Consider the following 12,038-nt stretch of genomic DNA (forward strand, 5'->3'; position numbering starts at 1 on the left):
ATGCTGACCCGCATCCGCACCGCGCTCAGCGGCAGGCCCGGCCCAGCCCCGGTGCCGCGCGACTACGACCGCGCCAGGGACCTCGGCGACGTGGTCGAGGTGCTGGCCGAGCGGGTCGCGGACTACCGGGCCGTGGTGCACCGGGTGACCGAGGACCGGCTGGGCGTGTGGATCGACGCGCTGCTGGACGCCCGCGGCGCGCGGCGGATCGCGGTGCCAGCCGACGTGCCCGCGGAGTGGCTCAACGAGGACCTGACCTGGCTGGTGGACCACCCGCCGCTGTCCATCGAGACCCTGGACGGCTGCGACGGCGTGCTCACCGGCTGCGCGGTGGCCATCGCGGAGACCGGCACCATCGTGCTGGACGCCGGCGTGGCCCAGGGCAGGCGGGCGCTGACCCTGCTGCCGGACTACCACCTGTGCGTGGTGCGGGCCGACCAGGTCGCGGCCACCGTGCCGGAGGCGCTGGCCAGGCTGGACCCGGTGCGCCCGCTGACCTTCATCAGCGGCCCGTCCGCGACCAGCGACATCGAGCTGGACCGGGTGGAGGGCGTGCACGGCCCGCGCACCCTGGAGGTCCTGATCGTCTCGGGCTGAGCTACTTCAGCAGCCGGGACATCCGCCGGTCGGCCAGCGGCTTGCCGCCGGTCTGGCAGGTCGGGCAGTACTGCATGGACTTGTCCGCGAAGGACACCTCGCGCACGGTGTCCCCGCACACCGGGCAGGGCAGTCCGGTGCGCGCGTGCACCCGCAGCCCGGCCCGCTTCTCGCCCTTGAGCCGGGCCGCGGCCTGACCGACCGAGCGCTGGACGGCGTCGGTGAGGATCTCCCGCATCGCGGTGAACAGCCGGTCCACCGCCTCCTCGTCCAGCCGCCCAGTGGTGGCGTACGGGGAGAGCCTGGCCGCGTGCAGGACCTCGTCGGAGTAGGCGTTGCCGATGCCGGCGAGCACGGTCTGGTCGGTCAGCGTGGTCTTGATCCGCTCGCCCCGCCCGGCCAGCAGCTCGGCCAGTTCGGGGCGGCTCAGCGCGAGCGCGTCCGGCCCGAGCCTGGCGATGCCGGGCACCTGCGCGGGATCGGCCACCACGTAGACGGCGAGCCGCTTCTGCGTGCCCGCCTCGGTGAGGTCGAAACCGGGTGACTTGCCCGGCGGGCCCAGGTGCACCCGCAGCGCGAGCGGCCCCTTACCCGGCTTGGGCGGGATGGCGCTGAGCTCGTCGGACCAGCGCAGCCAGCCCGCCCTGGACAGGTGGGTGACCAGGTGCAGGTCGCCGCAGTCCAGGGAGAGGAACTTGCCGAAGCGGGACGCGCCGGTCACCGCCCGGCCGTAGAGGTCGGTCGGCTGCGGCGCGACCGTCTTCAGCACGGTCATCGAGGCCAGGTCGATCCTGGTCACCGTGCGTCCGACGGCGTGCTCACGCAGGTGGTGGGCCAGCGCCTCCACCTCGGGCAGTTCGGGCACGCGGCCAGACTACGTCAGTCCACCGGCTGCAGCGGGCCGTCGAAGGCGGGCGAGGAGTAGACCTCGATGTCCCTGGCCACCTTGATCGCCTCCTGGCGCATGCTCAGGTAGCCGCGCACGTTGCCGACCCAGCGCTCCGGCCCGGCGTCGTCCAGCTCACCGGGGGTCTCCGCGACCACCGTCCACGGCCTGCGCACCACCCAGCGCAGCGGGAAGAACAGGAAGACCAGCGCGAGGGCCAGGATCAGCCAGGGCGGGATGATCACCGCGGCCGGCGTCCAGATGATCAATACCGCGGTGAGCACCACCATCAGCGTGGCCATCAGCACCGCGGCGCCGTGGCCACCGCTCACGTCGTGCTCGAACTCGTCCATGCCCGCCGGGCTGGACCACTCGACGTTGGTGCGCACGGTCCACTTCCGGCCGTCCGCACCCCGTACCAACCGCGTCATCCGTTCCTCCTCAGCCGCGGGCGTCGGTCACACGGACGCCACGACCGCTCACTGAGCGTGGGTCCACGGTACCGGTTCTGCGATGGGCCTCGAGGGTGAAAATCAATGTCTGGAAGCTACCGTTCGGTCGCACCCGACCCCTGGCTGTCACCCTGGAGATTCTGCCGGGTCATGATCGTTGTGGTCCACCCGGGTGAGACCCAGCGCAGCCAGTGACCAGCCTGTTCACCAGACCGACCCCCCTGCGAAACCCGCTTGGCCGCCCATGTAATGTTCTTCCCAGCGATCAGGACCACGGTCCGGAGAGCGTGCGGATGTAGCGCAGTTGGTAGCGCATCACCTTGCCAAGGTGAGGGTCGCGAGTTCGAGTCTCGTCATCCGCTCAGCAATGGAACGCGAGTGCTCGTGGAGCACTCGCGTTTTTGCTTCGCCATCACACTGGGGGCGGAGCCCCCAGGCCCCACTCGGGGGCTGGCCCCCGAACCCCCACAGACCCCGCGTGCGTTGCCGCGTTCCTGGTCGCGTGCGCTTTTCGTGCTTCCTTGGCCAGGTGTGCGGCCAGGTCCGGCTTTGGGGCCTCGGTCAGGTGGATTACTTGGGCGAAGCGGAATCTGGTCAGGGTGGCTGGTACGTGGGTGGCGGCGTTGCCGTGGGTGACCAGGATTGGTGTGGTGCGGGAGTGCTGGGCGGTCCAGGCGATTCGGTCCGCGCAGAGTTGGGGGTGGTCGCGGTCGGCGGTCAGGTCGACCAGCAGGCAGATGTCGCCTCTGCCCTCCAGGTCCGCTATCAGGCCGGACCAGTCGTCCGGCTTGGATCCGGTGTCCGGGACCAGCACGAACGTCGCCATGCGTCATCACTCCAGTCGGCTGTGCGCGGTGACGGGGCGATACTCATTTCAACCAGATGAGGCCCATCCTCGGCCACCGCCGGATGGCCCGCAGGGCGGTGACTCCGGACACCGTCGGTGCCGCGGGTTAGGTTCGGCGCATGGTCACACCGGAGGAGCTGCACGCCCTGGCGCTGGCGCTGCCCGAGGCGCACGAGCGCCCAGCCTGGGGGCGCGCCTGTTTCCGGGTGAAGGACAAGATCTTCGCCTCCCTGTCGCCCGATGGGGTGGAAGTGGCGATCAAGGTGGCCGAGGACGAGCGGCACGCCTTGGTGGCCGGGGATCCGGACACCTTCAGCGTGCCGCCGCACTACCGGAACTGGGGCATGGTGGTGGTCCAGCTGGCCACCGTCGAGCCCGGCGAGCTGGGCGAACTGCTCACCGAGGCCTGGCGGATGACCGCGCCCAAGCGCCTGCTGGCCGCCTTCGACGCGGGCTAGCGGTCCAGGTAGGCCCGGTGGTTCTTGCTGAACTCGGCGTTGTTGAACCGGTCCCAGTTGATCGACCAGGTCATCAGGCCGCGCAGGCCGGCGTACTTCGCCCTGGGTTTGTAGGACTCGCAGTTGCTGCCCTTCATCAGGCAGTCCAGCACCTTGTGCACCGCGGCCACCGAGGTGTGCCCGTTGCCCGCGTTGGGGCTGGCCGGCAGGCCGAGCGCGACCTGGTCCTGGCGCAGGGCGGGGAAGTAGTTGTTCGGATCGCCCTTGACCGGGAAGCCGCCGAGCACCATGTCGCCCATGGCCACGTGGAAGTCCACGCTGGGCATCTGCTTCCACTGGTTGTCCAGGCCCATGATCGGCCCGGAGTTGTACTGCTGGACGTGCAGCAGGGTGAGGTCGTTGCGCATCGCGTGGATCACCGGTAGGTAGGAGCCCGCCCGGTTGTCCGCGCCGCCGCTGCCGCCGTAGAACTGGTAGCCGAGCTGCACGAAGAAGGTCTCCGGCGCCATGGTCAGCTGGAAACCACTGCCGTACTTGGCTTTCAGCGTCTTCAGCGCGGAGATCAGGTTGACCACCACCGAGGTCTTCGGCGCCTTGAAGTCGGTGTCGCCGGAGTCCAGGTAGAGCGAGTGGCCCTCGAAGTCGATGTCCAGGCCGTTGAGGCCGTACCGGTCGATGATCGCGCTGACCGAGCTGACGAAGGCGTCCCGCGCCGCGGTGGTGGTCAGCTGGACCTGGCCGTTCTGGCCGCCGATGGAGATCAGCACCTTCTTGCCCTTGGCCTGCTTGGCCTTGATCGCGGCGATGAACTCGGCCTCGGACTCCACGTTCGGGCACTCGGCCGCCGGGCAGAGCCGGAAGCGCAGGTCGCCGGAGGTCACCGAGGTCGGCTCGGCGAAGGCGAGCTGGATGATGTCCCACTCGTCCGGCACGTCGGCCATCCGGATGTAGCCGGAGCCGTTGGCGAAGCTCGAGTGCAGGTAGCCGACCAGCAGCTTGTTGCCGGCTGGCGGTGGGCCGCTGGTGGTGGTCGGCGCGGTGGTCGAGGACGACGTGGTCGGGGACGAAGTGGTGGTCTTGCTCGTGGTGGTGGTCGGGTTGGTGGACCCGCCGTCGCAGGGGCTGCCGTTGATCTTGCAGTTGGCCGGGGCCGCGGTGCCGCTGACGTTGAAGCCGAAGGCCGCGCTCGCGCCGGGGGCCAGGGTGCCGTTGTACTCGCGGTTGGTGAAGACGTAGTGGCCACCGGTGCCGGTCTGCAGGGCGTCCCAGCAGGCGCCGACCGAGGTGCCCACCGGCAGGTCGAACTCCACCTTCCAGCCGTTGACCTGGGCGCCGGTGTCGTTCTTGACCGTGATCTGGCCGGTGTAGCCGCTGTCCCAGGACTGCTGTTTGACGAATGTGGCGGTGACCGGGGCCGCGTGCGCGGGCACCAACCCGGTCAGGGCGATGCCGAACACCACCGTGAGCACTGCCGCCACCCGAGCTATCAAGACCTTGCGTGACATCGTTTCCTCCCACCAGTTCCGGCGTGGAGCGTCGGCTGGCAGGCCGGGGCGGGTCCGGGCGGCGAAAAGACCTGAACAAGCCCACCAGGTGTCCTGGAATTGGACTAGACCACGTGGGCGGTGTCAAGGGTGTGCACGGCTAGCGCAGCGCCCGCAGGTAGGCCGCCATGGCCACCCGCTGGGCCAGCCGGCCGATCGGCCCGGCCACCCGCGCCAGCGCGCCGCCGGGCCGGGAGACCGCGGTGATGGTGAACTCGACCAGCCCGCCCGGGTCCATGACCAGCACGAAGCTCTCCTCGCCGGTGACAGGGTGGCCTGGCAGCGTCCCGTAGCCGAACCCGCTACGCCGCTGCTCGTCCACCCGCCACACCACCCGGCACGGCCCGGTCACCGCGACCGGCCCGAACCCGAGCACCGCGACCACGGTGTCCCCGACCTCCTGCCCGGCCCGCTCCGGGTAGATCCCGCGCCCGAACCCGCGGTGCGTGGCCCACTCCCGCAACGCCCGCTTCGCCCGCGCGAACTCCGCCTCCCCGCGCCCCAGCGCCAGGCTCCGGCTGACCCGCCGGTACCCGGGCGGGCAGGCAGGTTCCCTGGTCACGCCAACTTCGGCGTAGGTCACCTCGGCGGTCTTCGCCCGGTCGTGGATGCGCGCCAGTCGTCGGCTCATGCCCTCAAGTCTTGCGCCACCAGCGAAATCCGGCGCGGCCCGGAGCCCGCGCCGCGAGGACCTCGACAGCGACCACCACGGACATCAGTCGCCGGTGACGTACCGGTGCAGGTGGCTCGCCCCGGCCAGCATCGCGGTGGCGCGCCGGGTCAGCGCGGCCAACCGGTCGGCGACCGCGGCCCGCAACGCGTCACTGCTGCCGCTCTCCCGCAGCCCGTCCAGGATCGGCCGGATGTGCGGTAGCGGGTACCGCGCCTGCCGCAGCATGCTGATCATCCGCGCGTCCCGGACATCGGCGGGCCGGTAGGTCCGGTACTTGCTGCCCGGCACCCGCTGCGGCGTGAGCAGCCCCGCCGACTCCCACACCCGCAACGCCGAGGGCCGCACGCCCAGGTGCGCCGCCACCTCGCCGATCCGCAGCTCGGTCCTGGGCAGCGCGGGCGCGGCCCGGTCCTGCCGCGCGATGAGCTCCAGCGCCTCCCCCACCGACTTCAGGTTCAGCCGCTGCTCGTGCAGCGCCGCATGACTGGCGCTGACCAGGTTCAACGCCTCGGGCAGGTCGTCCTCGTGCACGGCCTGCATGATCGCCTGCGCCACCGGGGCGCCGAACCCCTTCCGCACCTCGTAGAAGGTGCCCAGCGCCCGGCGATGCCGCTCGGTGAACCACCGGTAGCCCGCTGGCGAGCGCTCCGCCCTCGGCAACACCCCGGCATCCTCGTAGTTGCGGATCTGCTGCGTCGACACCCCGGCCACCCGCGCCAGATCAACCGACCGCAACCGCTCCACACCAACACCCACCCTGAACTCCGGACTTGAGGGTCAGACCCCCACTCTACAAACCCACCTGCGAAATTCCGGAAAAAGTCCCAACAAGCACTTCAATGAAACACTTGAAGGTATGCATTTCCGGACCACATCACAAACTCCGGCATCGGCCGAACCGGTGATCCAAGCCCGTGACCTGCGCATGAGCTACGGCCCGACCGAAGTGCTGCACGGCGTCACCCTGCACGCCCACCGCGGCGAGGTGCTGGCCCTGCTCGGCCCCAACGGCGCGGGAAAGACCACCACGATCGAAATCCTGGAGGGTTTCCGAAAGCGTTCCAGCGGCGAAGTCCGCGTGCTGGGCGTGGACCCGATCACCGGCGACGAGTCCTGGCGCGCCCGCCTCGGCATCGTGCTGCAGTCCTGGCGCGACCACGGCCGCTGGCAGGTCCGCGAACTGCTCCGCCACCTCGGCCGCTACTACACCCCGTTCAGCACCCCGGCCCGCCGCCGCCCCTTCGACACCGACGAGCTGCTCACCCTGGTCGGCCTGACCACCCACGCCAACGCCAGGGCCGACACCCTCTCCGGCGGCCAGCGCCGCCGCCTGGATGTGGCGATCGGCCTGGCCGGCAACCCGGAGCTGCTGTTCCTGGACGAGCCGACGGTCGGCTTCGACCCCCAGGCCCGGCAGGACTTCCACGACCTGATCGGCAGCCTGGCCGCCCGCGGCGACACCACCATCCTGCTCACCACTCACGACCTGGCCGAGGCCGAGAAGCTGGCCACCCGAATCCTGATCCTGGCTGGCGGCAAGGTGGTCGCCAACGGCACCGCCCAGCAGCTGGCCCACCGCATGGCAGGCCGGCCCGAGGTCCGCTTCACCCGCGCGGGCACCAGGGAGTCCCACTCCGTCCCCGACGCCACCAGCTTCGTCCGCGACCTGCTCACCAAGCCCGGCAACGAGGACATCACCGACCTGGAAGTCCGCCGGGTCTCCCTGGAAGAGGTCTACCTGTCCCTGGTCCGCGAACACGAGTCCGGCCGGCTGACCAACCCGGCCCCGCAGGAGGTGCCCGCATGACCCCGACCCGCAACGCCCTGCGCACCGGCCTGGAACGCGCCCGCATCGAGTTCCGCCACCAGGCCACCAGCGCCCAGGAAGTCTGGGGCGTGCTGTTCTTCCCGGTGATCGCCCTGCTGGTGATGTTCATCCTGCGCGACACCACGGTCCCGGGCACCACGTTCTCCCTCGGCACCCAGTCCCTGCCCGGCATCCTGGCCATGAACGTGATGCTCACCGGCTTCACCGGTCTGGCCATGACCCTGACCACCGACCGAGCCGACAACACCCTGCTCCGCGCCAAGGCCACCCCGCACGGAATGCTCGGCTACCTGACGGGCCGCATCCTCAGCCGAGCCGGCATGACCGCCCTGGGCGCCCTGCTCCCCTTGCTCCCAGCGCCTTTCCTCTTCCCCGGCCTGACCCTCACCACCCCCACCACCTGGCTGGCCCTGCTCGCCTACCTGGCCCTGGCCCTCCTGGCGGTCCTCCCCCTGGGCGTCATCACCGGCTCCCTGATCACCAACCCCCAGTCCCTGAGCCTGGTAACCCTCCCGATGATGCTGCTCCTGGCCATCTCCGGAATCTTCTACCCCATCACCGCCCTCCCGGACTGGCTCCAAGCCCTGGCCCAACTCTTCCCCCTGTACTGGCTGGGCCTAGCCCTCCGCTCCGCCCTACTCCCCGAATCCCTGGCCACAGCAGAACTGGCGGAATCCTGGCGCCCCCTGGAAACCATCCTCGCCCTCGGCGCCTGGGCCAGCCTGGGCCTGCTCCTGGCACCGTTCGTCCTCCGCCGCATGGCCCGCCGCGACTCCGGCACACCCCCGAGAAGAAGACCCACCATCCCGGCCTGACCCACAGCGCGCCGTACCCCGACCGGGGCCGCGGCGCGCTGCCACGAGCTCCGGGGTAGACCGCGTCAGACGGGGCCTGACGCTGGCCGGAGCACGGCTGAGGCGGCGGTCGCGAGCGTGTGCGCCTCGAACTCGAGCCGTGCCTGGTTGCCAGGAAGAGCACGTTCAGTCAGCAGGCCGTTGACGACGGTGAGCAGGAAGCGGGCCTGGTGTTCGAGCGCGCCGGGGGCGAGCGCGCCCTCCGCCTGGAGGACGGCCAACCACTTCTCGACGCGGTGCACGGCAAGTCGTTCGAGGGCCAGGAAAGCATGGGTGGCGCCCTCGGACGGGGGTGATGCGATGTAGGCGTCGTGCTGCGCGCGCCAGTGTTCGCGTGCCTGATCGCCCGTCCCCACCTGCGACATCAGCAGCCGCAGGCACGCCACGAGCCGTTGGTCAGGAGTACGCGCGGTGTCCTGCATCGGGTCATCGGGCAGTTCGACGTCGTAGATGCCGGCGACCACGGTGTCGAGCAGCTCCCGCTGCGTCGGGAAGAAGTGTCGCAGCGACCCGGTGCTCACGCCGGCGCGTGCGGCGACCGCGCGCACGCTCAGCCTGGCCGTCGGATCCTCGCCGAGCATGGTCGCCGCGGCGATCAGGATCTTGTCTCGCGTGTTGTGCGGCATCGGTCCGTTCACTCCGTCCGGCGGTCGCTCCGGCCCTTGTTAGCACAGAGTGTTACAGTGCGAAAAAACTAGTACAGCGTGATAGTCGAGAGCGGGCTGACCGGCCCGAGACGGTCACACGTCAGGACGACGAGGAGCAGACAATGACGGTCACCGACCGCGCCCCCTGGCTCTTGCGAGGTGACCGGCCCATGTGGACGCCCGCGGTGCCGGCAGGCCTGGAGTACCACCGGGTCTACGCGACCGAGAGGCGACAGATCCTGCGCGGGATTGTCGCGATCGTGCTGCTGGTGGCCGGGTTCGTCGGGTTCGCGGTCCTGTTGCAACGTCTCTCGGAGGTCGTCGACGCCGCTCTGTTCGCACGTTCCGGACCCTCGACGCCGCTACTTCAGGCCGCGGGTGCACTCGGGCTGGCTGCGTTGATCCCGTACAGCATGCTGGTGCAGCGTGTCCTCTACGGCGTGCCCGCGAGGTCGCTGCACTCGGTGGCGGGGCGGTTCCGGTTCGGCGTCTTCGGTCGCGCGCTGCTGGTGTTCGGCCCGCTCCTCCTGGTCGTGATCGCGGTTGGGTCGCTGGGCGCCAGCGATCCTGCTCCGTGGACGACCGCCGATCTGGTCTGGTTCTTCGTCATCGGAATGTCGCTGACCCCTCTCGCCGCGGCGGGGGAGGAGTACGGGTTCCGGGGCCTGATGTTTCGTGTGCTCGGGGGCTGGACCCGCGGGGCCCGGTCCGGCGCGGTCCTCGGCATCGTCGTGACAACCGTGCTGTTCTCGCTCGCGCACGGAACGCTCGACCCGTTCCTGCTCACCTCCTACCTCGTGCTGTTCTCGTCGATGGCGGTCGTCACCTGGCGCACGGGCGGACTGGAAGTCGCGGTCGTCCTGCACGGCGTCTACAACGTGACGTTCCTCGTGCTCGCCACGACCCTGCACGTCGACGTGGGCGGCGAGCTCGCGACCCGGTCGGCGGCGGTCGGTTCGTGGACGAACCTCGTCCCCAGCGCGGCGCTGGTCGTCATCACCGCCATCGTCTGGTGGATGACCCGCAGGACCGGCCCCGCGCGCACACCCGGGAACGAGGAGCCGGCACGCGGTACGCGCGCCGACGGACCGGAGGTTGGCACGCTCGCCGGCACGACATCGGACAAGCGGTGACGCCCCGTCGGAGTCGGCGGCGGCAAGCCACCCGACACATCGCGGCCGACCGCGGAGAGGGTCAGGAGCCATGAGCGAGAGCTGGAACGAACGCCGGCTGGCCAAGCGTGCGAAGCCGGGCGACGGGCGGGCGCTCAAGCCCTTCCGCTGGTGGCAGATGGTGCGGCGCTCGGTGTTGTCGATCACCCTCCCGGTCCACGGACGTCCGGTCGTGCACACGGTCGAGGTCAAGCACGGCGGGGACGCCGAGTCCGGCGTGGTGCGGGCCGGGCTCTACCTCGACGGCCGCCTCCGGCTGGAGTCGAAGCTGCCGGCGCGCTTTCCGGTCGCGGGCGGCCACATCGAGGTCCACCGGAGCGAGGGAGGCATGCGCCGCTGCCACTTCGTCGGCGACGACGGCAGGGTGCAGCGTCTCGTGCCCGACCCGCGATCCGCCGAGGGACGACGCATGCGCTTCGCGCGCGAGCATCCCGCCGCGAGCGGACTCATCGGCGCCGTCTCGATCCTGATGCTGCTCATCGGCCTCGGACTGAACCTGCTGCAGATCGCAGAACCGATCTCCCAGATCCCGCCGATCGCCGCCACGCTGGGCACGTTCGAGTCGCCATTGCGGCTGCCACTGTGGCTCAACCTGACCCTCGGTGTCGGCGCCGCGGCCGCCGCCGTCGAACGCGCGATGCGCATGCGCTACCACTGGCTCCTCGACAGCGGCGCCGGCACCTAGAGTCGCCGCGGCCCGCTTCGGTCGCGAGTCCGACTCGCTCACCAGGAGGTCGGCAAGTTGCCGGCAGAACGCGTGGATCAGCTCCTCGCTGCCAGAGCGGCCGCCGAGCAAGGATCTCGGACCAGTGCTCGACGATCGCGGTCCACGCGGCGCGCAGCGACACTTCCTGCGCCAGCACCAGGTACGGGGTTTCCCAGAGGGAGGCGACCACGTTCCCCACATGGTCGCCATCTCATCGCGGGCGGCGGTGCGGGCCTGCCCGGCGAAGTGCGCAATCTTGCCCGCGGGGACCCGTCCAGCTACGCCTCGGTCGGGCCGAGGGCGTCCAGCTCGAGCAGGTGGGCCAGACGCAGCTTGAACCTGCCCGGGGTCGCGGCCTTGGTGGGTGCCTTGAGTCGGTCGAACTGGCTGCGCCGGGAGGTCGGGTCCACCCAGCAGGCGGGCCAGCCGGGCCTTGTCGGCCAGCTCCATCCGCGCTGCCACTCGGTCTTCGCCCGCGAGCAGGCCAACTCGCCATCGGTGGGCGTGAACGCCTCGGCTAGTTCCCGGGAGGGAAGGACACGCTTGAACCGCGGGTACGCGGTGCGATCGATGGCTGCCACCGCATGCCCCAAAGCATGATCATCGGCTGGATAGCCGTACCTTGGCCAGCCCTGCGGCCAAGTGAGCTGTGTTATCCGGGTGGCGTTGCACGGCGGCAAAGAACGATGCGGTGAGACCAGGCGCGAAAACGGATACGGCATGCGGGGGCCGGGCCGGGCCGGACAGGGCAGGACGCACCGGGGCTGAAGGCGGAAGGCCGAGGGAGGAAGGCCGGGGTCGGGGGTCGGGGGTCGGCCAAGAGTGAATGGTGGAAGAACGGCGCAGGAGTGCGCGGTCGGAGAGCAAAGCGGGTGTGCGGGGTGGAAGGACAGGCGGAGGGCGAGGCGGGCTGGCGAAGCATGAGTGAGCCGTCGCTGCGAGGGTAGCGACGGCGGGTAAGCGCGGCAGACGGATAAGGCGGAGACGATGAGCGCGGCTCATCCGCACGTCCGCGCGCCCGCTCGCACTGGCTTCGGGTCGCCGATGTCGTAACAACTTCGGCCGTGGCAACGCTGGTTTCCGCGCATCAGCATCGCCAGGGGCAAACCCCGCCCTCTGCGGGCGGTGTGGTCGATTTTGTTTGGGGCAGGGCGGCCGTACGCTGGAAGGCGATTGGGCAGGCCGCCAGGCCTGCCCCTTCCTGCCCAAAAGGCCGCCCCAGGGGTCCCCAAACCAAATCGACCACACCGAACCAACCGGTCCCCCCAGCGAAGCAACCAGCGACAGCAGCTGCCCCAACGCACGCCGGCCGACCAAGCCTCCACCCGCAGATTCCGCGGCTACTTCGAACGCAAAAAAGCGTGTAGCCCGGAG

At 70.3% G+C, this 12,038-nt stretch carries 14 protein-coding genes and 1 tRNA gene; 7 read left to right on the forward strand and 8 right to left on the reverse strand.

Translation table 11 applies throughout. From position 1 onward, the window contains the following. A complete protein-coding gene (locus M8C13_RS38140; RefSeq protein ID WP_252485692.1) occupies positions 1–597 on the forward strand; it encodes a lactate utilization protein C in 597 nt (198 codons plus the stop codon). A gap of 1 nt (position 598) precedes the next feature. Here the strand turns inward: M8C13_RS38140 and M8C13_RS38145 are convergent, their stop codons facing one another. Both M8C13_RS38145 and M8C13_RS38150 read right to left on the reverse strand, forming a co-directional pair. Continuing rightward, the gene (locus M8C13_RS38145) at positions 599–1,462 is read right to left on the reverse strand and encodes an Fpg/Nei family DNA glycosylase (protein ID WP_252485669.1); all 864 of its coding nucleotides are present in this window, start codon (positions 1,460–1,462) and stop codon (positions 599–601) included. 14 nt (positions 1,463–1,476) lie between these two features. Continuing rightward, positions 1,477–1,914 carry a DUF983 domain-containing protein gene (locus M8C13_RS38150; RefSeq protein ID WP_252485670.1) on the reverse strand — a complete coding sequence of 146 codons (438 nt, stop codon included), beginning with the start codon at positions 1,912–1,914 and terminating at the stop codon, positions 1,477–1,479. Positions 1,915–2,224: 310 nt separating this feature from the next. On the opposite strand from M8C13_RS38150, the gene M8C13_RS38155 reads away from it, so the two are divergent. Further along, positions 2,225–2,297: transfer RNA gene (locus M8C13_RS38155), tRNA-Gly, on the forward strand. Between the two features lie 50 nt (positions 2,298–2,347). On the opposite strand, the gene M8C13_RS38160 is transcribed toward M8C13_RS38155, so the two are convergent. Then, positions 2,348–2,761, reverse strand: coding sequence for a hypothetical protein (locus tag M8C13_RS38160; protein WP_252485671.1), 414 nt, complete (start codon positions 2,759–2,761; stop codon positions 2,348–2,350). A 140-nt stretch (positions 2,762–2,901) separates the two neighbouring features. On the opposite strand from M8C13_RS38160, the gene M8C13_RS38165 reads away from it, so the two are divergent. Then, entirely contained in the window at positions 2,902–3,240 is a 339-nt protein-coding gene (locus M8C13_RS38165) for an MmcQ/YjbR family DNA-binding protein (RefSeq protein WP_252485672.1), read from the forward strand. On the opposite strand, the gene M8C13_RS38170 is transcribed toward M8C13_RS38165, so the two are convergent. From M8C13_RS38170 to M8C13_RS38180, 3 genes are all read right to left on the reverse strand, one after another. After that, entirely contained in the window at positions 3,237–4,718 is a 1,482-nt protein-coding gene (locus tag M8C13_RS38170) for a chitinase (RefSeq protein WP_374213299.1), read from the reverse strand. The genes M8C13_RS38165 and M8C13_RS38170 overlap by 4 nt on opposite strands. Before the next feature lie 166 nt (positions 4,719–4,884). Next, positions 4,885–5,415: a DUF1990 family protein gene (locus tag M8C13_RS38175; RefSeq protein WP_252485674.1), complete on the reverse strand. Its 531-nt coding sequence runs from the start codon at positions 5,413–5,415 to the stop codon at positions 4,885–4,887. 84 nt (positions 5,416–5,499) lie between these two features. Continuing rightward, the gene (locus M8C13_RS38180) at positions 5,500–6,213 is read right to left on the reverse strand and encodes a MerR family transcriptional regulator (RefSeq protein ID WP_308202906.1); all 714 of its coding nucleotides are present in this window, start codon (positions 6,211–6,213) and stop codon (positions 5,500–5,502) included. A 100-nt stretch (positions 6,214–6,313) separates the two neighbouring features. Between M8C13_RS38180 and M8C13_RS38185 the strand changes: the two genes are divergently transcribed. Then, positions 6,314–7,264, forward strand: a complete 951-nt coding sequence (locus M8C13_RS38185) for an ABC transporter ATP-binding protein (protein ID WP_252485676.1) — start codon at positions 6,314–6,316, stop codon at positions 7,262–7,264. Next, positions 7,261–8,100, forward strand: a complete 840-nt coding sequence (locus M8C13_RS38190) for an ABC transporter permease (protein WP_252485677.1) — start codon at positions 7,261–7,263, stop codon at positions 8,098–8,100. Before M8C13_RS38185 ends, M8C13_RS38190 begins: the two co-directional genes overlap by 4 nt. Before the next feature lie 65 nt (positions 8,101–8,165). Here the strand turns inward: M8C13_RS38190 and M8C13_RS38195 are convergent, their stop codons facing one another. Then, entirely contained in the window at positions 8,166–8,765 is a 600-nt protein-coding gene (locus tag M8C13_RS38195) for a TetR/AcrR family transcriptional regulator (protein WP_252485678.1), read from the reverse strand. A 143-nt stretch (positions 8,766–8,908) separates the two neighbouring features. On the opposite strand from M8C13_RS38195, the gene M8C13_RS38200 reads away from it, so the two are divergent. Continuing rightward, the gene (locus M8C13_RS38200) at positions 8,909–9,919 is read left to right on the forward strand and encodes a CPBP family intramembrane glutamic endopeptidase (protein WP_252485679.1); all 1,011 of its coding nucleotides are present in this window, start codon (positions 8,909–8,911) and stop codon (positions 9,917–9,919) included. A 70-nt stretch (positions 9,920–9,989) separates the two neighbouring features. Continuing rightward, positions 9,990–10,643 (forward strand): hypothetical protein, encoded by a 654-nt coding sequence (locus M8C13_RS38205; protein WP_252485680.1) that lies wholly within the window; start codon positions 9,990–9,992, stop codon positions 10,641–10,643. A gap of 299 nt (positions 10,644–10,942) precedes the next feature. Here M8C13_RS38205 and M8C13_RS38210 read toward each other — a convergent pair whose 3' ends face one another. Continuing rightward, on the reverse strand, positions 10,943–11,245 hold the full coding sequence (locus M8C13_RS38210; protein WP_252485681.1) for a hypothetical protein: 303 nt from the start codon (positions 11,243–11,245) through the stop codon (positions 10,943–10,945). Positions 11,246–12,038: the final 793 nt, after the last annotated feature.

Source organism: Crossiella sp. SN42 (assembly GCF_023897065.1).
In the GTDB taxonomy this organism is placed as follows: Bacteria; Actinomycetota; Actinomycetes; order Mycobacteriales; family Pseudonocardiaceae; genus Crossiella.